Source organism: Enterobacter sp. DTU_2021_1002640_1_SI_PRY_ASU_LCPMC_013 (genome assembly GCF_032389435.1).
Taxonomy (GTDB): domain Bacteria; phylum Pseudomonadota; class Gammaproteobacteria; order Enterobacterales; family Enterobacteriaceae; genus Enterobacter; species Enterobacter hormaechei_C.
Genome location: NZ_CP135594.1, coordinates 4,807,215 through 4,830,760, shown reverse-complemented (window position 1 = coordinate 4,830,760; position 23,546 = coordinate 4,807,215). Strand labels below are relative to the sequence as shown.

At 56.3% G+C, this 23,546-nt stretch carries 22 protein-coding genes; 10 read left to right on the top strand and 12 right to left on the bottom strand.

All coding sequences use genetic code 11. From position 1 onward, the window contains the following. The first annotated feature begins 118 nt into the window (after nt 1-118). On the top strand, nt 119-1,492 hold the full coding sequence (gene hemN, locus RS584_RS23060; RefSeq protein WP_015569899.1) for an oxygen-independent coproporphyrinogen III oxidase: 1,374 nt from the start codon (nt 119-121) through the stop codon (nt 1,490-1,492). Nucleotides 1,493-1,592: 100 nt separating this feature from the next. Here the strand turns inward: hemN and RS584_RS23055 are convergent, their stop codons facing one another. The 4 genes from RS584_RS23055 to glnA form a co-directional block, all read right to left on the bottom strand. Further along, the gene (locus tag RS584_RS23055; protein WP_017382667.1) at nt 1,593-1,703 is read right to left on the bottom strand and encodes a YshB family small membrane protein; all 111 of its coding nucleotides are present in this window, start codon (nt 1,701-1,703) and stop codon (nt 1,593-1,595) included. Nucleotides 1,704-1,813: 110 nt separating this feature from the next. After that, nucleotides 1,814-3,226: a nitrogen regulation protein NR(I) gene (gene glnG, locus RS584_RS23050; RefSeq protein ID WP_193041427.1), complete on the bottom strand. Its 1,413-nt coding sequence runs from the start codon at nt 3,224-3,226 to the stop codon at nt 1,814-1,816. 11 nt (nt 3,227-3,237) lie between these two features. Continuing rightward, nucleotides 3,238-4,287 (bottom strand): nitrogen regulation protein NR(II), encoded by a 1,050-nt coding sequence (gene glnL, locus RS584_RS23045; protein WP_003861923.1) that lies wholly within the window; start codon nt 4,285-4,287, stop codon nt 3,238-3,240. A 167-nt stretch (nt 4,288-4,454) separates the two neighbouring features. After that, on the bottom strand, nt 4,455-5,864 hold the full coding sequence (glnA, locus tag RS584_RS23040) for a glutamate--ammonia ligase (RefSeq protein WP_003861925.1): 1,410 nt from the start codon (nt 5,862-5,864) through the stop codon (nt 4,455-4,457). A 377-nt stretch (nt 5,865-6,241) separates the two neighbouring features. On the opposite strand from glnA, the gene typA reads away from it, so the two are divergent. Then, nucleotides 6,242-8,065 (top strand): ribosome-dependent GTPase TypA, encoded by a 1,824-nt coding sequence (typA, locus tag RS584_RS23035; protein ID WP_006808726.1) that lies wholly within the window; start codon nt 6,242-6,244, stop codon nt 8,063-8,065. Between the two features lie 80 nt (nt 8,066-8,145). Here typA and ompL read toward each other — a convergent pair whose 3' ends face one another. The 7 genes from ompL to yihU all read right to left on the bottom strand — a co-directional run bounded on the left by ompL (nt 8,146) and on the right by yihU (nt 16,883). Next, nucleotides 8,146-8,832: a porin OmpL gene (gene ompL / locus RS584_RS23030; protein WP_193041428.1), complete on the bottom strand. Its 687-nt coding sequence runs from the start codon at nt 8,830-8,832 to the stop codon at nt 8,146-8,148. Nucleotides 8,833-8,906: 74 nt separating this feature from the next. Next, complete coding sequence (locus RS584_RS23025) at nt 8,907-10,331, bottom strand: MFS transporter (protein ID WP_315748710.1); 1,425 nt, start codon at nt 10,329-10,331, stop codon at nt 8,907-8,909. Between the two features lie 43 nt (nt 10,332-10,374). Then, nucleotides 10,375-11,757 (bottom strand): MFS transporter, encoded by a 1,383-nt coding sequence (locus RS584_RS23020; RefSeq protein WP_003861932.1) that lies wholly within the window; start codon nt 11,755-11,757, stop codon nt 10,375-10,377. Nucleotides 11,758-11,802: 45 nt separating this feature from the next. After that, complete coding sequence (locus RS584_RS23015; protein ID WP_315748709.1) at nt 11,803-13,827, bottom strand: alpha-glucosidase; 2,025 nt, start codon at nt 13,825-13,827, stop codon at nt 11,803-11,805. Nucleotides 13,828-13,843: 16 nt separating this feature from the next. Then, nucleotides 13,844-15,085 (bottom strand): sulfoquinovose isomerase, encoded by a 1,242-nt coding sequence (gene yihS / locus RS584_RS23010; protein WP_315748708.1) that lies wholly within the window; start codon nt 15,083-15,085, stop codon nt 13,844-13,846. 14 nt (nt 15,086-15,099) lie between these two features. Further along, a complete protein-coding gene (gene yihT, locus RS584_RS23005; protein WP_015569905.1) occupies nt 15,100-15,975 on the bottom strand; it encodes a sulfofructosephosphate aldolase in 876 nt (291 codons plus the stop codon). Between the two features lie 17 nt (nt 15,976-15,992). Then, nucleotides 15,993-16,883, bottom strand: coding sequence for a sulfolactaldehyde 3-reductase (yihU, locus tag RS584_RS23000; protein ID WP_003861941.1), 891 nt, complete (start codon nt 16,881-16,883; stop codon nt 15,993-15,995). Between the two features lie 155 nt (nt 16,884-17,038). Here yihU and RS584_RS22995 point away from each other — a divergent pair, with 155 nt between their 5' ends. From RS584_RS22995 to fabY, 6 genes are all read left to right on the top strand, one after another. Then, the gene (locus RS584_RS22995) at nt 17,039-17,935 is read left to right on the top strand and encodes a sugar kinase (protein ID WP_315748707.1); all 897 of its coding nucleotides are present in this window, start codon (nt 17,039-17,041) and stop codon (nt 17,933-17,935) included. Nucleotides 17,936-17,969: 34 nt separating this feature from the next. Next, the gene (locus tag RS584_RS22990) at nt 17,970-18,770 is read left to right on the top strand and encodes a DeoR/GlpR family DNA-binding transcription regulator (RefSeq protein ID WP_193041433.1); all 801 of its coding nucleotides are present in this window, start codon (nt 17,970-17,972) and stop codon (nt 18,768-18,770) included. A 118-nt stretch (nt 18,771-18,888) separates the two neighbouring features. Further along, nucleotides 18,889-19,488, top strand: a complete 600-nt coding sequence (gene yihX / locus RS584_RS22985; protein WP_003861947.1) for a glucose-1-phosphatase — start codon at nt 18,889-18,891, stop codon at nt 19,486-19,488. Next, complete coding sequence (locus RS584_RS22980; RefSeq protein ID WP_198739793.1) at nt 19,482-20,363, top strand: virulence factor BrkB family protein; 882 nt, start codon at nt 19,482-19,484, stop codon at nt 20,361-20,363. Before yihX ends, RS584_RS22980 begins: the two co-directional genes overlap by 7 nt. After that, the gene (gene dtd, locus RS584_RS22975) at nt 20,360-20,797 is read left to right on the top strand and encodes a D-aminoacyl-tRNA deacylase (protein ID WP_045348649.1); all 438 of its coding nucleotides are present in this window, start codon (nt 20,360-20,362) and stop codon (nt 20,795-20,797) included. The genes RS584_RS22980 and dtd overlap by 4 nt, the downstream gene beginning before the upstream one ends. 44 nt (nt 20,798-20,841) lie before the next feature. Beyond that, the gene (fabY, locus tag RS584_RS22970) at nt 20,842-21,783 is read left to right on the top strand and encodes a fatty acid biosynthesis protein FabY (RefSeq protein ID WP_015569910.1); all 942 of its coding nucleotides are present in this window, start codon (nt 20,842-20,844) and stop codon (nt 21,781-21,783) included. Nucleotides 21,784-21,791: 8 nt separating this feature from the next. Here fabY and RS584_RS22965 read toward each other — a convergent pair whose 3' ends face one another. Beyond that, the gene (locus RS584_RS22965; RefSeq protein WP_196064117.1) at nt 21,792-22,712 is read right to left on the bottom strand and encodes an alpha/beta hydrolase; all 921 of its coding nucleotides are present in this window, start codon (nt 22,710-22,712) and stop codon (nt 21,792-21,794) included. Between the two features lie 221 nt (nt 22,713-22,933). On the opposite strand from RS584_RS22965, the gene RS584_RS22960 reads away from it, so the two are divergent. Together RS584_RS22960 and RS584_RS22955 are read left to right on the top strand one after the other, a co-directional pair. After that, on the top strand, nt 22,934-23,152 hold the full coding sequence (locus RS584_RS22960; protein WP_315748706.1) for a ribbon-helix-helix domain-containing protein: 219 nt from the start codon (nt 22,934-22,936) through the stop codon (nt 23,150-23,152). A gap of 2 nt (nt 23,153-23,154) precedes the next feature. Beyond that, nucleotides 23,155-23,526, top strand: coding sequence for a type II toxin-antitoxin system VapC family toxin (locus RS584_RS22955; protein WP_045327153.1), 372 nt, complete (start codon nt 23,155-23,157; stop codon nt 23,524-23,526). Nucleotides 23,527-23,546 lie beyond the last annotated feature (20 nt).

Here is a 23,546-nt window from a genome sequence, read left to right as displayed (position 1 = left end):
TCGTTAAACTACGGCGGTTGTCGCGGCGACAGAAGTGGCTGCGCACCCGAATGATGTCCCGCAATGGGACCAGAACGGGCCGCCGTATACGAACGCGACACCAACGGAAGGAGTGAGCATGTCTGTACCATCTATCGACTGGGATTTGGCCCTGATCCAGAAATATAACTATTCCGGGCCGCGTTATACCTCATACCCCACCGCGCTGGAGTTTTCTGACGCTTTCGGCGAGGCGGATTTTCAGCAAGCTGTGGCGCGCTATCCCGAGCGCCCGCTGTCGCTCTACGTCCATATTCCGTTCTGCCATAAGCTCTGCTACTTCTGCGGCTGCAATAAAATCGTTACCCGCCAGCAGCACAAAGCCGATCAATACCTCGATGCGCTCGAACAGGAAATTCTGCACCGCGCACCGCTGTTTAAAGGGCGTCACGTCAGCCAGCTTCACTGGGGCGGTGGTACGCCAACTTATCTGAATAAAGCGCAGATCAGCCGCCTGATGGCGCTGCTGCGCGGCAATTTCAGTTTTAACGACGACGCCGAAATTTCGATCGAGGTCGATCCGCGTGAAATCGAGCTGGATGTGCTGGATCATTTACGCGCCGAAGGTTTCAACCGCCTGAGTATGGGCGTACAGGACTTCAACAAAGAAGTACAGCGCCTGGTAAACCGCGAGCAGGACGAAGCGTTTATCTTTGCCTTACTCAACCATGCGCGTGAAATCGGCTTTACCTCAACGAATATAGACCTGATTTACGGCCTGCCGAAGCAGACGCCGGAGAGCTTCGCCTACACGCTTAAACGCGTGGCTGAGCTTAACCCGGACCGTCTGAGCGTCTTTAACTATGCGCACCTGCCGACGCTGTTCGCCGCTCAGCGCAAAATCAAAGATGCGGATCTGCCTTCCGCCCAGCAGAAGCTGGACATTTTGCAGGAGACCATCGCCTCGCTGACCGAAACCGGCTATCAGTTTATCGGAATGGATCACTTTGCCCGCCCTGACGATGAACTGGCGATTGCCCAGCGCGAAGGTGTTCTCCACCGTAACTTCCAGGGCTACACCACCCAGGGCGATACCGATCTGCTCGGAATGGGCGTCTCCGCCATCAGCATGATTGGCGACTGCTACGCCCAGAATCAGAAAGAGCTGAAGCTGTACTATCAGCAGATAGACGAAACCGGCAACGCGCTGTGGCGCGGCATTGCGCTAACGCGCGACGACTGCATCCGTCGGGACGTGATTAAGGCGCTTATCTGCAACTTCCGTCTCGAATTTCGCGAGGTGGAGTCGCAATGGGATCTGCAATTCAGCGATTACTTTGCCGAAGACCTGAAGCTTCTGGCGCCGCTGGCGAAAGACGGGCTGGTGGATGTGTCGGAGAGTGCGGTTGTCGTCACGCCGAAAGGACGTCTGTTGATTCGTAATATCTGCATGTGCTTCGATGCCTATCTGCGTCAGAAGGCGCGTTTACAGCAGTTCTCGCGGGTGATTTGAGCTGTAATGCCGGGTGGCGGCTTTGCCTTACCCGGCCTACTTAAGTGCGAGATGTAGGCCGGGTAAGCGAAGCGCCACCCGGCTTTTCATCGACAGCGCGTTAGCTAAACAGCCCAACCAGTGCCGCACACAGTACCGCCGCAACGGCAGTTTGTGGCGTGTGGCTTTCTGCTGCTCCGCTCGAAAGCAAAGTCACTAATGATTCCAGCATGATGCTCCCCCCTGTTTCCGGGCACGATCATACAAAACTCATCGGAACAGTAAAGCGCAAAATAACGGCACTTTGCGCTCAATAAGTAACCTTTACACAGCGGAGTAAGATCACTCCATTCCCAGCTCTTTCAGCTTGCGCGTCAGGGTGTTTCGACCCCATCCCAACAGGCGAGCCGCTTCCTGTTTGTGGCCCTGGGTATGACGAAGCGCGGTAGTCAACAGCGTGCGCTCCATCTCAGGCTGCGCTTCGGAGAGCAGATTTTGATGACCGGAACGCAACGCGCGATCTGCCCACTGCGCCAGCAGCGTCGCCCAGCTGTCCGGCAGCGCATGTCCGGCGGTGCTTTCGGGCACGGTGGCTTCAAACAGCTCGGCGGGGAGATCCTGAATCAACACTTCCTGTCCGGCGGCCATTACGGTCAGCCAGCGACAGGTGTTTTCCAACTGACGCACGTTGCCCGGCCACGCCAGACGGGTGAGGGCGGCATCCGTTTCCGGATGAAGCTGCTTGGCTTCCACGCCCAGCTCGCGGGCCGCCACTTGCAGGAAATGGCGCGCCAGACGCGGGATATCTTCCCGACGCTCGCGCAGCGGCGGGAGGTGGACGCGGATCACGTTCAGACGATGGAATAAATCCTCACGGAATTTCCCCTCCTGCACGCGCAGCTCCAGGTTCTGGTGCGTCGCGGCAATAATACGCACGTCCACCTTCACCGGCGCATAGCCGCCCACGCGGTAAAACTGGCCATCTGCCAGCACGCGCAGCAGTCGGGTCTGAACATCCAGCGGCATATCGCCGATTTCATCCAGGAATAGCGTTCCGCCGTCAGCCTGTTCAAAGCGTCCCTGACGAATGGTATTTGCCCCGGTAAACGCCCCTTTTTCGTGGCCGAACAGCTCAGATTCAATCAAATCTTTAGGGATCGCCGCCATGTTCAGGGCGATGAAAGGCGCTTTCGTCCGCGGGCTGTGGCGATGCAGGGCGTGTGCGACTAGCTCTTTACCGGTCCCTGATTCACCGTTAATCAAGACGCTGATAGACGAGCGCGACAGACGCCCGATGATGCGAAACACGTCCTGCATGGCTGGCGCTTCACCGATGATGTCCGTCGTAGGCCCGAAATCCGGCGCGTGGCGGGGCTGCTGTTGCTCCTGATAGTGGCTGATGGCGCGTTCGACCAGGGCAACGGCTTCGTCGATATCAAACGGTTTTGGCAGATAATCAAACGCCCCCTGCTGGTAGGCGCTAACGGCGGCATCCAGGTCGGAGTGGGCTGTCATTATGATGACCGGAAGCATGGGGTGGCGCTGTTTGATCTGCTTTAAGAGCGCCAGTCCGTCCATGCCCGGCATGCGAATATCCGAGAGCAGAACGTCCGGCGTTTTGGTGGTGAGTGCGTCGAGCACTTCGCTGCCGCTCTCAAATGTCGTGCAGCTTAATCCCGCTCCTGTGAGCGCGCGTTCAAGCACCCAACGGATGGAGCTATCGTCATCGACTACCCAGACTATCCCTCGTTGCATAAACGTCACCTTTATTTTTTAATCGGCAGGAAAACCGAAAACTCGGTATGTCCCGGCCAACTGGTAAATTCAATTTTGCCGGAGTGTTGGTCAATCAAATTACGGGCTATGGATAACCCCAGCCCGGTGCCGCCTTCGCGACCGCTGACCATCGGGTAGAACAGGGTGTCCTGGAGATGCGGCGGGATCCCCGGCCCGTTATCTTCCACATCAATACGTGCCGCCAGACGATAACGCACGCCGTGCAGCGTCAGCTGGAACGCGGTGCGGGTACGCAGAATAATTTCGCCACCCTCCGGGCCAAGCGCCTGCAACGCGTTACGCACAATGTTCAACAACACCTGTTCAATCTGGTCCGGATCGTGCGCCAGCTCCGGCAGGCTTGGGTCGTAATCACGCACCAGCGTGACGTTATCCGGCAGCTCCATAGAGACGAGTTTCACCACCCGCTCCGCGACCTTGTGAATGCTTTCTGAAACATGCATCCCCGGCTGCTGCGGCCCGAGCAGGCGATCGACCAGATTACGCAGACGGTCCGCCTGCTCGATAATGACGTTGGTATACTCCGCCAGGGCAGGGTCAGGCAGCGCTTTGGTCAAAAGCTGTGCCGCACCGCGTAAGCCGCCCAGCGGGTTTTTAATTTCATGAGCCAGCCCGCGTACCAGGTCGCGCGCCGCAATCTGCTGAGCATGCTGTAGCTGCTCCTGGCTGAGACGACGCTGGTTATCCATCGGCGCCATTTCCAGCAGAATCATGCCATCTGGCAGGCGCTGTGCGGTGAGGGACAAAATATGCGAGCGTCCGTCAATCACCAGCGTCACTTCGTTATCGGTGAAGCCCTGACCCGCCTGCAAACTCTCCTGCATCAGACCAATATTCAGCGAGAAATAGCTCAGCAGTTCAGGCAGCGGCGTGCCAAACAGTTTACGGGCGCTTTGAGCGAGCAGCTGCTGCGCCGCCGGGTTGGCGTAATGCACCGCCAGCTCGTCGTCGACCAGCAAGATACTGTTAATCAAAGAATTGAGGATCTGCCCAGCATCGGGCAGCGTGCCAGTTGCCATTCAGCAGTCTCCTGGAGTCGTTGCACTATTTTAGTGCAGTATAGCGTTTTAGAGGTAAAAAGCGCGTGAGATCAGGTTGTTGGTGGAGAAAAAAGCCCATCCGAAGATGGGCTAAAGTTTCCACGGCAACTACTCCCGACGCGTATGCGCCGGGTAAAACAAATCAATTAAACGCTGTAGTACAGTTCGAACTCAACCGGGTGCGGCGTCATGCGAACGCGGTCGTTTTCTTCGGTACGCAGCGCGATGTAAGCGTCGATTGCTTCATCGGTGAACACGCCGCCAGCGGTCAGGAACTCACGGTCTGCGTCCAGCGCTTGCAGGGCTTCTTCCAGCGAGCCGGCGACCTGTGGGATCTCTTTCGCTTCTTCTGGCGGCAGGTCGTACAGGTTTTTGTCCATGGCTTCGCCCGGGTGGATCTTGTTCTTGATACCGTCCAGACCGGCCATCAGCAGTGCTGCGAAGCACAGGTATGGGTTAGCCGCCGGGTCCGGGAAGCGCACTTCGATACGACGCGCTTTCGGAGACGCCACCACCGGGATACGGATAGAAGCAGAACGGTTACGGGCAGAGTACGCCAGCATCACCGGTGCTTCGTAGCCTGGGACCAGACGCTTGTAGGAGTTGGTGGTCGGGTTCGCCAGGGCGTTGATCGCTTTAGCGTGTTTGATAACACCGCCGATGTAGTGCAGCGCCTGCTCAGACAGACCCGCGTATTTGTCGCCAGAGAACAGGTTGGTGCCGTTCTTGGACAGGGACATGTGGCAGTGCATGCCGGAACCGTTGTCGCCGAACATGGGTTTTGGCATGAAGGTCGCGGTTTTACCGAAACGGTGCGCAACGTTGTGCACAACGTATTTGTAGATCTGAATCTCATCCGCTTTTTTGGTCATGGTGTTGAAGCGGGTTGCGATTTCGTTCTGGCCAGCCGTTGCCACTTCGTGGTGGTGCGCTTCAACAACCAGGCCCATCTCTTCCATGATCAGACACATGGTAGAACGGATGTCCTGTGAAGAATCGACCGGAGGAACCGGGAAGTAACCGCCTTTCACGCCCGGACGGTGACCTTTGTTACCACCTTCGTATTTGGTGGAAGAGTTCCATGCGCCTTCGATGTCATCGATAGCGACGTGGGAACCAGAAATGGAAGCACCAAAACGGATGTCATCGAACAGGAAGAACTCTGGCTCTGGCCCGAACAGAACGGTGTCTGCGATACCGGTAGAACGCAGGTACTCTTCAGCGCGTTTTGCGATGGAGCGTGGGTCACGGTCATAGCCTTGCAGCGTGCCAGGTTCCAGGATATCGCAGCGGATGATCAGCGTAGGTTCTTCGTAGAACGGGTCAATGAGCGCAGTGGTTGCATCTGGCATCAGAACCATGTCGGATTCGTTAATGCCTTTCCAGCCGCCAATGGAGGAGCCGTCAAACATTTTGCCTTCTTCAAAGAATTCGGCGTTCACCTGATGAGCAGGGATCGTGACGTGCTGTTCTTTACCTTTGGTATCGGTGAAGCGCAGATCAACAAACTTCACTTCATGTTCGTTCAGCATCGTCAAAACGTGTTCAGCGGACATACTTAACTCTCCAGATTGGTCATTGTCGTCGTGGTAACGAGGTCTTCAAATCGGCTGGGCTGCCATATTTTTACTGTATTTCTGTAAAGCGAAATCTGTGCCAACTTTTAAAACACCCCAAAAAGGCGTTATCATGCGCACCATAGTGCAGAAGGGCTGCACCACATTGGATTTGTTGCACCATTATAGTGCTTCTGTGTGAGCATCGAGCACCATATTGGTGCAATTTACGTTAAAGTGCCCTTTTACCGCTCCGTGAAAGCGATCACAAAGCATCTCTGCAATACTTGTTTGCGGGGGATGTTTGTGATCCTGTTTTGTAGTGCGATTAATCCGTGTACAATAACGCGCTATTTCTAAATGCCTGAGGCAAAGTTGTGATCGAAAAATTGCGTAATATCGCCATCATCGCGCACGTCGACCATGGTAAAACTACCCTGGTTGATAAGCTGCTACAGCAGTCCGGTACGTTTGATGCTCGTGCCGAAACTCAAGAGCGTGTGATGGACTCCAACGATTTGGAGAAAGAGCGTGGGATTACCATCCTCGCCAAAAACACCGCTATCAAATGGAATGACTACCGTATCAACATCGTTGATACCCCAGGGCACGCCGACTTCGGTGGTGAAGTTGAGCGCGTGATGTCCATGGTGGATTCCGTGCTGCTGGTGGTTGACGCATTTGATGGCCCTATGCCGCAAACGCGCTTCGTGACCAAAAAAGCATTTGCCCACGGCCTGAAACCTATCGTTGTGATCAACAAGGTTGACCGTCCTGGCGCGCGTCCTGACTGGGTTGTTGACCAGGTCTTCGACCTGTTCGTTAACCTCGACGCGACCGACGAACAGCTGGACTTCCCTATCGTTTATGCGTCTGCGCTGAACGGTATCGCCGGTCTGGATCACGAAGACATGGCGGAAGACATGACTCCGCTGTACCAGACGATTGTTGACCGCGTTCCTGCGCCAAACGTTGACCTGGAAGGCACCCTGCAAATGCAGATCTCTCAGCTCGACTACAACAACTACGTTGGCGTAATCGGCATTGGTCGTATCAAGCGCGGTAAAGTGAAGCCTAACCAGCAGGTCACTATCATCGATAGCGAAGGCAAAACCCGTAACGGTAAAGTCGGTAAAGTTCTGACTCACCTGGGTCTTGAGCGTATCGAGAGCGACATCGCTGAAGCGGGCGACATCATCGCCATCACCGGTCTGGGTGAACTGAACATCTCCGACACCATCTGCGATCCGCAGAACGTCGAAGCGCTGCCAGCCCTGTCCGTTGATGAACCAACCGTATCCATGTTCTTCAACGTCAACACCTCTCCGTTCTGTGGTAAAGAGGGTAAGTTTGTTACCTCTCGTCAGATCCTTGACCGCCTGAACAAAGAGCTGGTGCACAACGTTGCGCTGCGCGTTGAAGAAACCGAAGACGCTGATGCATTCCGCGTTTCGGGTCGTGGTGAGCTGCACCTGTCTGTTCTGATTGAGAACATGCGTCGTGAAGGTTTCGAGATGGCGGTTTCCCGTCCGAAAGTTATCTTCCGCGAAATCGATGGCCGTAAACAAGAGCCATTCGAAAACGTAACGCTGGACGTTGAAGAGCAGCACCAGGGTTCTGTGATGCAGGCACTGGGTGAGCGTAAAGGCGACCTGAAAAACATGAATCCAGATGGCAAAGGCCGCGTACGTCTCGACTACGTGATCCCAAGCCGTGGCCTGATCGGCTTCCGTTCTGAGTTCATGACCATGACTTCCGGTACTGGTCTGCTGTACTCCACCTTCAGCCACTACGACGACGTTCGTCCGGGCGAAGTGGGCCAGCGTAACAACGGCGTGCTGATCTCCAACGGTCAGGGTAAAGCGGTTGCGTTTGCGCTGTTCGGTTTGCAGGATCGCGGTAAGCTGTTCCTGGGCCACGGTGCTGAAGTTTACGAAGGCCAGATCATCGGTATTCACAGCCGATCTAACGACCTGACGGTAAACTGCCTGACCGGTAAGAAACTGACCAACATGCGTGCGTCCGGTACTGACGAAGCAACGGTTCTGGTTCCACCGATCAAGATGACGCTGGAGCAGGCTCTGGAATTCATCGATGATGACGAACTGGTCGAAGTGACGCCTCAGTCAATTCGTATCCGTAAACGTCACCTGACCGAGAACGATCGTAAACGTGCAATGCGCGGTGCGAAAGAAGAGTAATTCGGTTATGCCGTAGGCCGGGTAAGCGCATGCTCCACCCGGCAACGAAAAAGCCGCTGAGCGATCAGCGGCTTTTTTTATTAGAACGAATACCGCAACCCTAAACGGATCCGGTACTGCTCGCGGTTGTAATCATTCCATCGGTCCAGCCACTGTAGCTCAAGATACGGCAGCCAGTTTCTGTCGATCTTATAGCTGAATTTATTGGTAATTTCCCAGTGATGATCTTTGCCATTTTTGCTGTGGTAATCATTCACCCGCTGGAAAAAGTGCGGCTCAAAGGTGTAGAAAAACGCATCCGTCGCTTTGAAATTCCAGTAGTTGGCAAATTCATGTGTGTCGTTCTTATCCATCTGCCCGTTATAGTCCGGCGTATCGTAATTGTTATGGTTATAGCGATAGCGGAACGTCAGATTAAACCAGTCCGTAAATTTGTAATTGGTATCTAAATAAACCGCGCCACCTGATCCTGCGCTGCTGTCATTAATCAAGCCGCCGGGCTGGAAGGTCAGTTTGTCGGTCGGTTTGAAGAGTGGATACCACCCCTCGATTTCGTTATAGCTGTGCTTCAGTTCGTCCCATTTCCCCACGTTATAAGCGTTGGTGAACATCAGTCCCGCGCCCATATCGAAGTTATAGCCCGCACGCAGGATCACTTCGTGCAGCTCAGAGGCGGTGTTGTAGGCTTCGCGCGTTTCGACATAGGCCCCGGCAAAAACCGGGCAGGACACAGACGACACGATCAGTACGGTGATGATTCTTTTCATAATTTGTCCATGTATCAGGTACAGAAAGGCCTCCCTCCTGATAAACAGAAAGGACATACTGGCCGGATTTATTGTTATAAAGTGACTGCTGACGCTTTATTGTTGGTGGTTATCTCAGGGGTATTTGCTGTCTGTTTTTTCCGTTTTCCAATCTCCTCGATAATAAAGGCGAAGCGCGCTTCGTTGAGTTTATAAAACAGCCCCATGGTCACGGCGGCAACGATCGCCAGGCCGCACGGCCAGAGGAAAATAAGCTGACGCAACCCAAGCAGCGTGCCCGCGCTCTGCACGGCATGCGGAACGTAGCCAATCTGGGTCAGCATGATACCGGGCAGAAAACCGGCCAGCGCCGCGGAGATTTTGCGCGAGAAGGTATAGCCGGTATACACCGACCCTTCGGCGCGAATCCCGGTTTTCCACTCGCCGTAATCAACCGTATCCGGCACCAGCGCCCAGTTCAGGCTGTTCACAAACGCGGTGCCGAAAAAGGCCATGCAGGAAAAGAGCACGAACAGCAGGGAACTGGTTCCCCAGACGAAGTTCAGCACGTCGCCCACCGCCCACAGCGTCAGCCCGCCCAGATAGACCGGCTTCTTGCCAAAGCGCTTCACCGCGCCAGGCACCAGAAACACGCCAATCAGAATGCAGCCCATGCTAAAAAAGCCCATCCACGACAAGAGATGCAGATCGTTCAGCACGTACTGGGTGTAATAGACCTGAATCGCCAGCTTGATGTTAAACGCGGCGAGGGTACAGAGGTTGGCGATGCACAACACCAGCAGCGGCGGATTGCGGAAAATCGCGCAGAACGATTTCAGAATGCCGGGCTTATGGTGATCGGGCGTAAGCTCGACGTAGCGCTCTTTCACCCCGCTGTAGCACCCCCACATGCAGAACAGTCCCCCGGTGACGAACACCAGCGCGGCCACCAGATAGCCGAGTGAGGGCTGGCTGACGAACAGCGCCTGAATCGGCATAAAGCCGACAGTGCAGAGCAACAGTCCTACCGTTGCGCCGCCCTGACGCCACGCCGCAAGCTGCGCGCGCTCGTTCGGGTTTTTGGTGATGGTCGGAACCATTGCACCGTAGGCGCAGTTCATCAGGCTGTAGCAGAGGCCAAACATCATGAAGAGCACGGTGGCGAGGGCCGTTTTCACCGTCAGGCTAAAGTCGTTGGCCATAAACTGCGCCGTGGCCACCAGCGCCACCGGAACGGAGGCGTAGAGAATGAATGGCCGGAATTTGCCCCGCGCGCCGATATTACGCCGGGAGTCCAGCAGCACCCCGGTCAGCATGTCGGTAAACGCGGTAAAGAACTTGGCGACCAGAAAAATGATGCCGCCGTAGAACGCGGGCATGCCCAGCTCGTCCGTGTAAAACTTCAGCAGATACAGCGTGCCAATACACAGCATCAGGTTCGAGCCAAAATCACCCATCCCGTAGGCGCACTTCTCTCGCAGGCTCAATTTCAGGGTTAACGGATCAGTATTATGTGTCATGGTCGATCCTCAAAGCGCCCCGCAGGGCGCTCAATCACGTCATTTATGCCGTACGTTTGCGCAGCTCAATTTCTTCCACGATGCGCACATACATCTTCTCGTTAAGGTTGTAGAAGCAGCCCATCGCCACGATGGTGATGACTGCCAGCAGACTCGGATAGATAAATATCAGCTGCCGTAGCCCTTCAACCGTGCCGGCGGATTGCACCACGTTGGGCACATAGCCGATCTGCGTGAGCATGATCCCCGGGAAGAAGCCCGCCAGCGCCTGCGATACCTTACGGAAGAAGGTAAAGCCGGTGTAGACCGTCCCCTCGGAGCGTACGCCGGTGCGCCACTCGCCGTATTCCACGGTATCGGACACCAGCGCCCAGTTCAGGCTGTTCACGAACGCGGAGCCGAAGAACGCCAGGCAGGAGAACGCCACGAAGCTCACCGAGCCGCCGCCGAAGAAGTAGTTAAGCAGATCGCCCGCCACCCAAATCATCAGCCCGCTGATGTAGACCTTTTTCTTACCGAAGCGCCGCACCGCGCCGGGCATCATAAAGACGCCGATAAAAATACAGCCCATGCTGAAGAAGCCCATGTACGACAGCAGGATCGGGTCGTTCAGTACGTACTGCGTGTAGTAGACCTGAATGGCGAGCTTAACGTTAAAGGCGCCCAGCGTGCACAGGTTAGCGATGCACAGGATAAACAGCGGACGGTTCCCGGCGATGGCGCGAAACGACTGCAACAGCCCCGGTTTCTGCGCCGGGTTAGCAGGCTGCGTCTCGACGTAACGCTCGGTTACGCCCTTATAGCACCACCACATAAAGAACAACCCGAACAGCGAGAAGAGGGTGGCGGCAAAGATGTAGCCAAGCTGGTCGTTGCCTTCAATCAGGTTCATCACCGGGACAAAGCCCACCGTACAGAGCAGCAGACCCAGCGTGGCGCCGCCCTGGCGCCAGGCGGCCAGCGAAGCACGCTCGTCCGGGTTTTTGGTAATGGCGGGCACCATCGCGCCGTAGGAGCAGTTCATCATGCTGAAGAACAGGCCGTACAGCATGAACAGCACCGTCGCCATCACCGTTTTACCGGTAATTTCAAACGGTGTGCCGACGAAGTTAGCTATCGCCAGCAACGTTACCGGGAAGGCTGCATACAGCACGAACGGGCGGAATTTCCCTTTCGGGCCGATCTTGCGCCGGGAATCGAGCATGATCCCGGTGCCCATGTCGGTGAAGGCGGTAAAAAACTTCGCAATCAGGAAGATAATCCCGCCGTAGGTGCCAGGCAGCCCCAGCACGTCGGTGTAGAACTTCAGCAGATACAGCGTGCCGATATCAAGCAGGATGTTAGAGCCGAGATCGCCCATCCCGTAGGCGAGTTTTTCTTTAAACGGCAGGCGCAGGGTTGCCGGATCAGAAGTATGTTGACTCATTATTGTTCTCCGTCTGCCCGCAGGTTTCCCCGCGGGCGAGCCTTATCAGATATGACGTAAGGTGCTAAACAGATCTGCCCATTCGCTGTGCTGGCGATAGAAGACCGGCGGTTTGCCGAGCGGGGCATCAACGGTGATGTCACCGCCCTGGCAGGTTTCCCCGGTCCACGCATTGACCCAGGTGTCCTGCGGCAGATAGAGCGACCAGTCGCGGCGTCCCTCTTCATGAACCGGCGCCACCAGCAGATCGCGGCCAAACAGGTACTGGTATTTCAGCGTGTAGGCGCGCGCGTCGTCCTCGTAGTGCAGGAACAGCGGGCGCATCACCGGTAGGCCGCTCTTCGCGTTCTGCGCTACCGCAGCTTTGATGTACGGCTTCAGAGTGGTGAAGACGGTGGTCATGCGCGCGAAGTGGGCGATAGTTTCCGCGTCGCCATCGAACTGCCAGTTATCGCCAGGGCGGTTGCCCTCGTGGGTACGCATCATCGGCGTAAAGGCGCTGAAGTCGCACCAGCGCAGCAGCAGCTCTTTGCTGCGCTTCATCTCGAAGAGGGTCGTATAGCCGCCAATGTCGCTGTGGTGCAGCCCGTGCCCGGTCATCGCCAGCGACAGCGCCGCCGGTACGACGGACGCCAGACCATCGTCCAGGCTCCAGTCGACGTTCTGATCCCCCGCCCACATCATCACCGAGTGCTTCTGGCTGCCGGTGTAGCCCGCGCGCATGAAGAACAGGATCTCCCCGAGCTTGCCGGTCTCCTCCAGCGCTTCGTAGTTACATTTCGCCCACAGGGCAGGCCAGGCGTTATGCATGATCTCCGCGCTCACGCCGTTGTGCAGGAAGGTATCGGTCGGCAGATATTCCCCGAAATCGGCCATCCAGCCGCCGCAGCCCAGTTCGATCAGGTTCTTTTTGATCACCTCTTTGTACCAGCTGTAGGCTTCCGGGTTAGTCAGGTCGATAACGCCCGCGTAGAACTCGCCGAACTCAACGTGGTAATCCTTGCCGTCGGCATCTTTGGTCAGATAGCCGCGCTTCGACGCCTCTTCGCAGAGATCTTTATCGCTGGCGACGTACGGGTTGATATAGGAGAGGAACTGCACGCCTTCCTCTTTCCACTGCGCAATCCGCTCATCAAGCTGCGGATAGAGCGCGCTGTTCCACTTCCAGTTCCACATTACGCGTTTGCCAAAGGAGGTCATCCGGATGCCGGACCAGTCCTGCGCCCAGATGCCGTTTACCTTCACGCCGCCCTCGCGCATGGCGTCGAGCTTCTGCTGACACACCTCGGTGCCGCCCTGAATACCCAGCGTCACGCCGTCGTAAACCCAGTCCGGCAGTTCAGGCTGACGCCCCAGCAGGCCGGTCAGTTTTTCCAGCAGATCGACGTAGGTTTCTGCGCATTCGAAGCGCAGCGTGGCGTTATCTTCCCAGAATGCCAGCTCGTGGAAGTCCGGCGCGCTGAAGTCGAAGTTCATATAACAGCTGTTATCCACGTGGCAGTAGTACTTCTGGGTGCTCACGAAGGTAGGCTGTGGGAAGAAGGTCCAGTAGTAATCGCCGCCCGCGTTCTCTTTGCAGTCGGCCTGCCAGGTGACGTAGGTCTGCTTATTGCGGCCCACGCCCTGCTCGCTGGTCCACAGCGGGAACGGCTTGCCGCGCAGATCGAAATACGAGAACTGCTCGCCGCAGCCGTAGATATGATCGTCAGGCTGAGCCGCCAGCCGCAGCCAGATGCGGTTATGGCTGGCGGCGTCATTTTTCAGCTTCAGCTCCAGACGGCCCTCACCATCCACGCCCACCAGCAGCGTCGCGCTCACCGCGTCGCCGCGGGTAAAGCGGATCGCCCAGCCCGCGCTTTGCTGCGTGACGGTCGCGTCCGTCAGGGCAATCTTTTCGTTGAGCTTGTCTTTGATGCTGAAGTTGCCGCGAAACATCTCGATATCCGCCTCGCCTGCGCCGATCCACAGGCAAGGGGCATCCGCGGTGTGGGATAAAATCAGACGGTCCTGCCAGCGCAGGGTAAAACCACTTTCGTTATTTTTCAGGTCAATATTGTGTAGGGTACGCATAAAAACTCCGTCTTTATTATTTGGCCAGGCTATCCAGTAATCCGGCGGCGACGGCAGGGGCTAAGCCCGGCGCCAGCGGCAGGCGGGGGATCACCAGGCAGTGCAGCAGGTGGTAAATATCCTGCTTGCCGTCCCAGACTTTGGTGGTCACTTCGTTATTGGTGTCCAGCTCCTGCCACCATGAACCGTTTTCGTAATCCATCAGGTACTTGATGCAGTAATCCCACCATTTCTGATACCAGGCTTCGTACTGCGCCTCGCCGGTCACGGTATAGAGCGCGTAAGCCGTGCCCATCGCCTCGACGATTGGCCAGCGCACGCGTTCGCGCACGATAGGCTTGCCGTCCCAGCCCACGGAGTAGACAAAGCCGTCCGCCCCGTCGGGTGCCCAGGCGTCGCGAATAGTGGCGTGAAACAGGCCTTTCGCATCATCCAGCAACCACTCCGGCGGGGTTTCAAAGCGTGCCTCGAGCGCGGCGCGCAGGTGCAGCATCAGGCGGCCCCACTCAATCCAGTGCCCCGGCGTGCCGCCGTAGGCGCGGAAGCGGTGGGCGGGGTTATCGATGTTGTAATCGCGGATCGGGTTCCAGCTGGTGTCGAAATGCTCGTTAACGCGATACTCCCCTTTGCGCGCCACGTCGTGAATAATCACCGAGGCGATACGCAGGGCGCGGTCGAGCCATTTCCGGTCGTGGGTCACGTCATAGACGATGAGGAAGGCTTCCACGGCGTGCATATTGGCGTTACCGCCGCGATAGTCTTCCGTTTTGCTGAAGGCTTCGTCCCAGGACTCCAGGCACATCTGCTCCTGTTCGCTCCAGAAGTAGCGCTCAATCACCTCGATGGCATTGTCCAGCAGCTTGCGTGCCTGCGGGTGGCCGGTGGTGACGGCGCTCGCCGCGCCCAGCAGGACGAAGAAATGCTGATAGCCCTGCTTGGACGCATCAATCACGCCTTCATCGTTTACGCAGGCGTACCAGCCGCCGTGCTGTTTATCGCGCAGCGGACCGTTCAGGGCATTAATGCCGTGCTCAACCAGCGCGTACGCGCCGGGGCGCCCCATGTTCGCCGCCACCGCGTAAACGTGCAGCATGCGGGCGGTGATCCACAGATGGGTGCCCATATCGCTGCGCACCTGCCCGTTATTGCCCAGCCAGCCAAAGCCGGTCGGTACGGCGGCGCTTTTACCGAAATCGAGAATGCGGTCGGTCTCTTGTTCGAGCCAGCGGTTATGGCTCAGGGTGTTAAACCATTTCATGTTCGGGTCCTTTTTCAACGGCGAGCCATCATTTCGTCGACGATCTCACCCAGACGCTGAAGTTTTGGTACGGAAATATCACGCAGCATCAGCTCGGTGTCCGGCAGGCCAATCACCGATGACCAGACGGCGCGCCCGGCTAAAAAGCCCGATGCCCCCGCCTGCATGGCGACGCTTACGGCACGCGGGAATAACTTATCGTCCACGCCGGAGGAGAGGATCACCCACGGCATGGCGATGTTCTCGTTCAGCTTCTGCGAGGCCGTCAGTAGCTCGTGCTGTGTGCCCTTACCAAACAGCGGCATTTCCACTTTGTAGAGGTCGGCGCCGCTGTCGCCCAGCTCTTTGGCCGCATCGATGATCGCCTGCTCGCGGTCAAACGCGGCGCCGCGGCGCGGGGGACGCACCACCGGCTCGATAATGCTCAGCAGCCCGTTGTCGTGGCACAGCGTATTGAACGCTTTCACCATTTCCAGGCGCTGCTGCGGATCTTCATCGCTGCGCCACAGCACCAGCAGCTTCAGCGCCTTACCGCCATCGCGTTTGACCGCCTGCGCGTCAACGTTCTTGTCGATCACCACGCTGTCGACCGGAATGCCGTTCCCCGGGATAAACTCGTCGGCGGCGACAATCATTGCGCAGCTTTTGGCCACGGCCTGCTGCTCGACAATCTGGCGGTAGCAGAACTGCTGGTCGACGAGGATCGCAGAGGCGTACGGCGACAGAATTTTCGCCGCATTGACCTTGAAATCCGTCAGGTGCTGGTCGGTTACCGGCACCGGCGCGCCTGCGGCAGCAAACATCAGGCGCATCGCTTCGCGCTGATCCACGGCCAGCATCGCAAAACCGCCGGAAGGTCGGGTGATATCTTTCAGGGTGTACATCGTCATTCCTCAGTCCTTTCGTATCAGTGTGTTTTTTTCAGCCCGGCAGATGCGCGAACCTGTTCAAGAATGGCTGTCCAGTCTTCGCGCCCGCGCCCGGCGGCGCGTGCCTGGTTGTATACTTCGCGGGAAGCCGCGCCCAGCGGCATTGGAACGTGGAGCTGGTTGGCCACGTCGAGGGCGATCCCCAGATCCTTATGCGCAAGGTCGATCATGAAGGCGGGTGAAAGATCCCCTTTCAGCACCTTGTTCGGCCATGACGTGGTGAAGTGACCTTTGCCCGCCGGCGTGCCGCTCATCACCTTGAGCGCCACGTCAAAGGAGAGGCCAAGCGCTTCGCACAGCACGGCGGCCTCGGCGGAAAGGGCGTTCAGGGCGATGCTCATGTAGTTATTGATGAGCTTCACGCGGATGCCCATTCCCGGCCCGCCGGCGTTAATCAGTTCATTGCCCATCGCCATTAAAACGGGGGTGGCGCGCTCAACCTGCTGCGCCGTACCGCCCGCCAGCAGGAGCAGCGTACCGGCGATGGCATGATCAGAGGTGCGTCCGACGGGCACGTCCATCAGGCTGAAGCCTTGCTCAGCCATGTCGCGGATCAGTGCGTCGGTTTGCAGCGGGTGAATGGTGGACATATCAATGACCAGCGCGTCGCGGGATAACCCTTCGCACACGCCGTGCTCGCCGAACAGCACGCTGCGCACCAGGTCGCCGTTTGGCAGCATAGTGATCACGAATTCGGCATCCGTTGCTGCCTGTGCGGGCGTAGCCGCCGCCCGGGCGCCGCTCTCTACCAGCGCCTGAACCGCCTGCGGGTTCACATCAAAAACGTTAAGCTGGTGGCCCTGTTTCAACAGATTCTTCGCCATGGGCGCGCCCATCTGTCCTAAGCCGATAAATGCGATTGCTGACATGCCTCTCTCCTGTCACATCGTGTCAATTTTTGCGCGTTTGTGGTGTCTGTTTTTGATCGTATTTGTAATTTATAGTCAAAAAATTGACACGGGTCACTTTTTAAACATTTGGTGAAATTAAAATGAAGGCATCAGAAATCGCAGAAGGAATCACCATGACTCGCATCGTTTGTGTCGGCATTACCGTGCTGGATCGCATCTGGTATCTCGATGATTTACCGAAAGAAGGTGGGAAATATGTCGCAAAAGACTATACGGAAGTGGGCGGCGGCCCGGCGGCAACGGCGGCAGTGGCAGCCGCGAAACTGGGCGCGGAAGTGGATTTTATTGGTCGGGTGGGGGACGACGATACCGGCAGACGACTGCTTGCGGAGCTGGAATCCCTGGGGGTGAACACCCGCTATACGCGCATAGTTAAGGGAGCCCGATCGTCGCAATCGGCGGTGCTGGTGGACGCAGGTGGGGAAAGAGTGATTGCCAACTACCCCAGCCCCGATCTCCCTGCGGCGGCAGACTGGCTGCATGAAATCGACTTCTCTCAGTGGGACATTGTCTTAGCCGACGTGCGCTGGCATGACGGGGCAAAACAGGCATTTACCCTGGCCCGCCAGCAGGGCGTATCGACGCTGCTGGATGCGGATGTCACCCCGCAGGACATCGCGGATCTGATTGCCTTAAGCGACCACGCGGCCTTCTCCGCGCCAGGACTGCGGCGGTTAACGCAGCGGGATGAAACCGAAGATGCGCTGAAGAAAGCACAAACGCTCACAAATGGACATGTGTATGTCACTCAGGGGCGAGACGGCTGTTTCTGGCTGGAAAACGACACGCTATGTCATCAGCCTGGTTTTGAAGTGAACGTCATTGATACCACCGGGGCGGGCGACGTGTTCCACGGTGCGCTGGCGGTCAGCCTGGGGCAGAAATTACCCGCCGCAGACGCCGTGCGTTTTGCCAGCGCCGTCGCAGCACTGAAATGTACAAAGCCCGGCGGGCGCGCGGGTATACCCGACTGTGATCAAACCCGCTCTTTTTTGTCACTTTTTGTATAAAATGCGGGGCGTGATGGTTTTCAGAGGACAGCCCATGAGCCTTACCGAACTGACCGGCAACCCGCGTCACGATCAGCTGCTGACGCTGATTGCCGATCGCGGCTATATGAACATTGATGAACTGGCGCAGCTGCTGGATGTCTCCACGCAAACCGTGCGCCGGGATATCCGTAAGCTCAGCGAGCAGGGGCTGATCACCCGTCATCACGGCGGCGCGGGCAGGGCATCCAGCGTGGTCAACACGGCGTTCGAACAGCGTGAAGTCTCGCTTACCGAAGAGAAACGGGCGATTGCCGAAGCGATTGCGGACTATATTCCCGACGGTTCGACCATTTTTATCACCATCGGGACGACCGTGGAGCACGTTGCCCGGGCACTGCTTAACCATAATCATCTGCGCATCATCACTAACAGCCTGAGGGTGGCACACATTCTTTATAAGAATCCGCGCTTTGAGGTGATGGTGCCCGGCGGTACGCTGCGCCCGCATAACGGCGGCATTATCGGTCCTGCGGCAACAGCGTTCGTGTCAGGATTTCGCGCAGATTACCTGGTCACCAGCGTCGGGGCGATAGAGCACGACGGCGCGATGATGGAATTTGACGTTAACGAAGCCAGCGTGGTGAAAACCATGATCGCTCACTCCCGTCACATTTTACTGGCGGCCGATCATACGAAATACCACGCCTCCGCAGCGGTTGAAATTGGCAACGTGGCGCAGGCGACGGCGCTGTTCACTGATGAGCTGCCCGGCCCGGCGCTGCAAAATCACCTCAAATCCAGCAAGGTTGAGGTTGTCGAAGTCAGTTCCGGAGAAGAGCAGCAGGCTGGCTGAAAATCCTATGGCCCGATATTGCGATTCGGGCCTCTCCTTTCTCTAAGCTGAATCTGGCGCATAGCTAAAGTTTCTCTTTCCCGCTACAGTTACTTTTCCACGGCGAAAGGAGATAAACATGCTTTATATCTTTGACTTAGGAAATGTAATCGTTGATATCGATTTTAACCGGGTGCTGGGCGCATGGAGCGATTTTAGCCGTGTTCCGCTGGCGACGTTAAAGCAGAATTTCGCGATGGGTGAGACTTTCCATCTGCACGAGCGCGGTGAGATCAGCGATGAAGCGTTCGCAGAGCGTTTCTGTCAGGAAATGGGTCTCTCGTTAAGCTACGAGCAGTTTTCCCACGGCTGGCAGGCCATATTTGTCGCGATCCGCCCCGAAGTGATCGACATCATGCACAAGCTGCGCGAGCAGGGGCATCGTGTCGTCGTCCTGTCGAATACCAACCGCCTGCATACCACCTTCTGGCCGGATGAATACCCGGAAATCCACGCGGCGGCAGATAAGGTGTATCTCTCCCAGGAGATGGGGATGCGTAAACCTGAGGCGCGCATCTATCAGGCGGTATTGCAGGAAGAAGGATTCACGGCGGCGGATGCGGTCTTTTTTGACGACAACGCCGATAATATAGAAGGGGCTAATCAGTTAGGTATCACCTCCATTCTGGTGACCGGAAAAGAGACGATACCGAACTACTTTGCGAAGCAGTTATGCTAAAAACCGTTCATCAAAAAGCCAATCACCACACGCGCCCGCTGAGGGCGTGGCTGAAACTCCTCTGGCATCGCATTGACGAGGACAACATGACCACGCTGGCGGGCAATCTCGCTTACGTGTCCTTGCTCTCGCTGGTGCCGCTGGTGGCGGTGATTTTTGCGCTTTTTTCGGCGTTTCCGATGTTTGCCGATGTGAGCATGCAGCTTCGCCATTTTGTTTTCGCGAACTTTATTCCTGCCACCGGCGATGTGATCCAGAACTACATTGAACAGTTTGTCGCTAACTCCAGCAAGATGACGGCGGTGGGGGCATGTGGGCTTATTGTTACCGCGCTGCTGCTGATGTACTCCATCGACAGTGCGCTCAACACCATCTGGCGGAGCAAAAAAGTCCGCCCGAAGGTTTACTCCTTTGCCGTCTACTGGATGATTTTAACCCTTGGCCCATTGCTGGCGGGGGCAAGCCTGGCGATCAGTTCCTACCTTCTTTCGCTGCGCTGGGCGACCGACTTAAACAGCGTGATCGATAACGTGCTGCGTATATTCCCGCTGATTTTATCGTGGCTTTCGTTCTGGCTGCTCTACAGCGTGGTACCAACCACGCGCGTACCCAACCGGGATGCCGTGGTGGGTGCGCTGGTCGCGGCGTTGCTCTTTGAGCTGGGCAAGAAAGGATTCGCGCTTTATATCACCATGTTCCCCTCTTATCAGCTGATTTACGGCGTGCTGGCGGTGATCCCCATTTTGTTTGTCTGGGTCTACTGGACGTGGTGTATCGTCTTGCTTGGCGCCGAAATAACTGTCACTCTCGGGGTCTACCGCGAACTCAAAAAAGCAGCAGAAGCTGAAAAACTACAAGAAGCAGACCAACCATGATTGCATTGATTCAGCGCGTAACCCGTGCCAGCGTCACCGTGGCGGATGAGGTGACGGGTGAAATTGGCCCAGGACTTTTGGTGCTCCTGGGTGTCGAAAAGGATGACGACGAACAAAAAGCCAACCGCTTGTGTGAGCGCGTACTGGGCTACCGCATTTTCAGCGATGCGGAAGGCAAGATGAACCTGAACGTTCAGCAGGCGGGCGGCAGCGTGCTGGTGGTCTCCCAGTTTACGCTGGCCGCGGATACCGAACGCGGCATGCGCCCGAGTTTTTCGAAGGGCGCGGCACCGGATCGCGCAGAAGCCCTTTACGAGTACTTTGTTGAGCGCTGTCGCCAACAGGACATGCATACACAAACCGGACGATTCGCTGCGGATATGCAGGTTTCGCTGGTGAACGATGGCCCCGTCACATTCTGGCTCCAGGTATGAGCCAACTGGCGGCATGGCCGCGGGTAACAAGAGAGAGTACAGCTATGTATCACCTTCGAGTACCGCAAACGGAAGAAGAATTAGACGCTTATTACCATTTCCGCTGGGAAATGCTGCGCAAGCCACTGCATCAACCTAAAGGCTCTGAACGCGACGCCTGGGACGCGATGGCGCACCACCAGATGGTGGTTGATGAAGAGGGCAACCTCGTTGCCGTGGGACGTCTGTATATCAATGCCGACAACGAAGCTTCAATCCGCTTTATGGCCGTTCATCCCTCCGTGCAGGACAAAGGCCTTGGAACGCTGATGGCTATGACGCTGGAATCCGTTGCCCGTCAGGAAGGGGTCAAGCGTGTCACCTGTAGCGCCCGCGAAGATGCCGTTGAGTTCTTTGCCAAGCTTGGTTTCGTGAATCAGGGGGAAATCACCGCCCCGCAAACTACGCCGATTCGTCACTTTTTGATGATCAAACCCATCGCCACGCTGGACGATATCCTCCATCGCGCCGACTGGTGCGGGCAGCTCCAGCAGGCGTGGTATCAGCACATTCCGCTCAGTGAAAAAATGGGTGTGCGTATTCAGCAGTACACCGGGCAAAAATTTATTACCACCATGCCGGAAACCGGCAACCAGAACCCGCACCATACCCTGTTTGCCGGCAGCCTGTTTTCACTCGCCACGCTCACCGGCTGGGGACTGATCTGGCTGATGCTGCGCGAACGTCATCTCGGCGGCACCATTATTCTGGCCGATGCCCATATCCGCTACAGCGCGCCGATCAGCGGCAAGCCGAGCGCGGTTGCTGACCTGGGCGCACTGGGCGGCGATCTCGACCGTCTGGCGCGTGGACGTAAAGCGCGCGTACAGATGCAGGTGGAGCTGTTCGGCGATGAAACGCCGGGCGCGGTGTTTGAAGGCACCTATATCGTTCTGCCTGCGAAGCCGTATGGCGCGTATGAAGAGGGCGGGAACGAGGAGGAGTAGTCTCCTTCTCACTCTCGCCCGGCATGGTTAATGCGCCAGGCAATATCTCGCATAACGTCTCGCGCTGACTGGCTAATTCCACCCAACTGGAAGAAGCCGTGAATTACACCCCGCCATCGTTGAGCGGTACACTTCACGCCTTGCTCCGTGAGGCGCTGATAAAGCGCCTCGCCTTCGTCGCGTAACGGATCATACTCAGCGGTAACAATGTGGACCTTTGGCAGACCGCTAAAGTCGTTGCGCCACAGTGGGCTGACTTCAGGATGTTGACGGTCGGCTCCAGCCAGATACATTTCATAGCCGCTCAAAAGGGTATCGCAAGTAATCACGTAATCCATGCCATTGAGGGTATAGCTTTCAAAACTGGCCGTAGCGTCGAGCATGGGGTAGATAAGAATGAGCTGCGCGGGATCCCAGAGACCTTTGGCCTTAAGCCGCAATGACGTTACCAGCGCAAGATGACCTCCCGCACTGTCTCCACAAAGTGTAATCCGGTTTTTATCCACACCTAATTGTTCTGCATTTTGCCAGACAAGATCTGCCGCTCTCTCTGCATCGTCATGCGCAGCGGGGAAAGTATGCTCGGGTGCGAGTCTGTACTGAACCGCAATGACCCGGCAGTTACCGTAAAACGCCAGTTGGCGAAGCTGATTATCATGGGTTTCAAACCCACCGCTGACAAAACAACCGCCATGATAGTAGAGGGCACAAGATAACGTTTCAGGGGCATTGAAAGGCGAAAATACCCGAAAGGTCATATCCTCAAGAACAAGCGTTTCAACCTGGACACGCGTTTCTGTTTCCCCGGCTAGCGCTGTGCTGGCGACATATCCGCTTCTCCGGTCATCAATACTCTGCTTTCGCGAGGAAGGTCGTCCTGCGGCAATAAACTCCTGTACCAGCTTATCAATACCCTTTTCCAGTGCCATGATTACGTCCTTTTGCTGTGTTTTTATACAGTTTATAGCCTGGTTTACAGCAGATGAAAACAGAGAAATGTTGAGAGGTGCATATTGTGGAAAGCGGCTCGCAAAATCGATCATTCCCTAAAAAACGTCCTTTCACCCTAAATTGATAAAGAGTATTTTGCCTGAAAATTAACCAAAGATGATATACTAAGGTGATATATGAGCGTTTGGCGGAACTTGATATGGGCAGAATACTTATCGATTTGTCTGATGACGTGATTCAACGTTTGGATAATCTCAAGCAATTGCGAAATCAACCACGTGCTGAACTGCTTCGGGAAGCGATAGAGCTGTATCTTGACCAGCAGAGTTCTTCTGTTATCCGAAATGCGCTTGGTCTGTGGGGAGACAGAAAAGAGGACGGGCTTGAGTATGAACGCAAGCTGCGTGAGGAGTGGTAATCATGGAGCACATGGCAGTGTTTGATACCAATATTCTCATTGATCTCTTCAACAACCGTGTTGAAGCTGCGGATGCGATTGAGCATACCGCGTCGCATCGTGCCATCAGCTTAATTACCTGGATGGAAGTAATGGTGGGCGCTCGCAGGCATGGTCATGAAGCGAAAACGGCAGCCGTTATGGGCGCTTTTGAAATTATTGATGTGTCTCGGGATATTGCGGAAAGAAGCGTTTCACTACGTGAGAAGCATGGAATGAAACTGCCTGATGCTATCATTCTGGCCACAGCGCAGAGCAGAAAATGTCCGTTGATTTCTCGCAACACGAAAGATTTTGCGGGTATTGACGAGGTCCTTACGCCTTACCAGGTGTAGGCCGGGCAAGCTCGCGCCGC

What these genes read in the sequence shown, in the direction of transcription:
- RS584_RS22955 (WP_045327153.1), top strand. Translation starts at nt 23,155, where the DNA reads ATGGAGCACATGGCAGTGTTTGATACCAATATTCTCATTGATCTCTTC.
- RS584_RS23020 (WP_003861932.1), bottom strand. Translation starts at nt 11,757, where the DNA reads ATGAGTCAACATACTTCTGATCCGGCAACCCTGCGCCTGCCGTTTAAA.
- yihU (WP_003861941.1), bottom strand. Translation starts at nt 16,883, where the DNA reads ATGTCAGCAATCGCATTTATCGGCTTAGGACAGATGGGCGCGCCCATG.
- glnG (WP_193041427.1), bottom strand. Translation starts at nt 3,226, where the DNA reads ATGCAACGAGGGATAGTCTGGGTAGTCGATGACGATAGCTCCATCCGT.
- RS584_RS22995 (WP_315748707.1), top strand. Translation starts at nt 17,039, where the DNA reads ATGACTCGCATCGTTTGTGTCGGCATTACCGTGCTGGATCGCATCTGG.
- hemN (WP_015569899.1), top strand. Translation starts at nt 119, where the DNA reads ATGTCTGTACCATCTATCGACTGGGATTTGGCCCTGATCCAGAAATAT.
- RS584_RS23025 (WP_315748710.1), bottom strand. Translation starts at nt 10,331, where the DNA reads ATGACACATAATACTGATCCGTTAACCCTGAAATTGAGCCTGCGAGAG.
- glnL (WP_003861923.1), bottom strand. Translation starts at nt 4,287, where the DNA reads ATGGCAACTGGCACGCTGCCCGATGCTGGGCAGATCCTCAATTCTTTG.
- RS584_RS23015 (WP_315748709.1), bottom strand. Translation starts at nt 13,827, where the DNA reads ATGCGTACCCTACACAATATTGACCTGAAAAATAACGAAAGTGGTTTT.
- ompL (WP_193041428.1), bottom strand. Translation starts at nt 8,832, where the DNA reads ATGAAAAGAATCATCACCGTACTGATCGTGTCGTCTGTGTCCTGCCCG.
- glnA (WP_003861925.1), bottom strand. Translation starts at nt 5,864, where the DNA reads ATGTCCGCTGAACACGTTTTGACGATGCTGAACGAACATGAAGTGAAG.
- RS584_RS23055 (WP_017382667.1), bottom strand. Translation starts at nt 1,703, where the DNA reads ATGCTGGAATCATTAGTGACTTTGCTTTCGAGCGGAGCAGCAGAAAGC.
- RS584_RS22960 (WP_315748706.1), top strand. Translation starts at nt 22,934, where the DNA reads ATGGGCAGAATACTTATCGATTTGTCTGATGACGTGATTCAACGTTTG.
- dtd (WP_045348649.1), top strand. Translation starts at nt 20,360, where the DNA reads ATGATTGCATTGATTCAGCGCGTAACCCGTGCCAGCGTCACCGTGGCG.
- RS584_RS22980 (WP_198739793.1), top strand. Translation starts at nt 19,482, where the DNA reads ATGCTAAAAACCGTTCATCAAAAAGCCAATCACCACACGCGCCCGCTG.
- yihX (WP_003861947.1), top strand. Translation starts at nt 18,889, where the DNA reads ATGCTTTATATCTTTGACTTAGGAAATGTAATCGTTGATATCGATTTT.
- yihT (WP_015569905.1), bottom strand. Translation starts at nt 15,975, where the DNA reads ATGACGATGTACACCCTGAAAGATATCACCCGACCTTCCGGCGGTTTT.
- yihS (WP_315748708.1), bottom strand. Translation starts at nt 15,085, where the DNA reads ATGAAATGGTTTAACACCCTGAGCCATAACCGCTGGCTCGAACAAGAG.
- RS584_RS22965 (WP_196064117.1), bottom strand. Translation starts at nt 22,712, where the DNA reads ATGGCACTGGAAAAGGGTATTGATAAGCTGGTACAGGAGTTTATTGCC.
- RS584_RS22990 (WP_193041433.1), top strand. Translation starts at nt 17,970, where the DNA reads ATGAGCCTTACCGAACTGACCGGCAACCCGCGTCACGATCAGCTGCTG.
- fabY (WP_015569910.1), top strand. Translation starts at nt 20,842, where the DNA reads ATGTATCACCTTCGAGTACCGCAAACGGAAGAAGAATTAGACGCTTAT.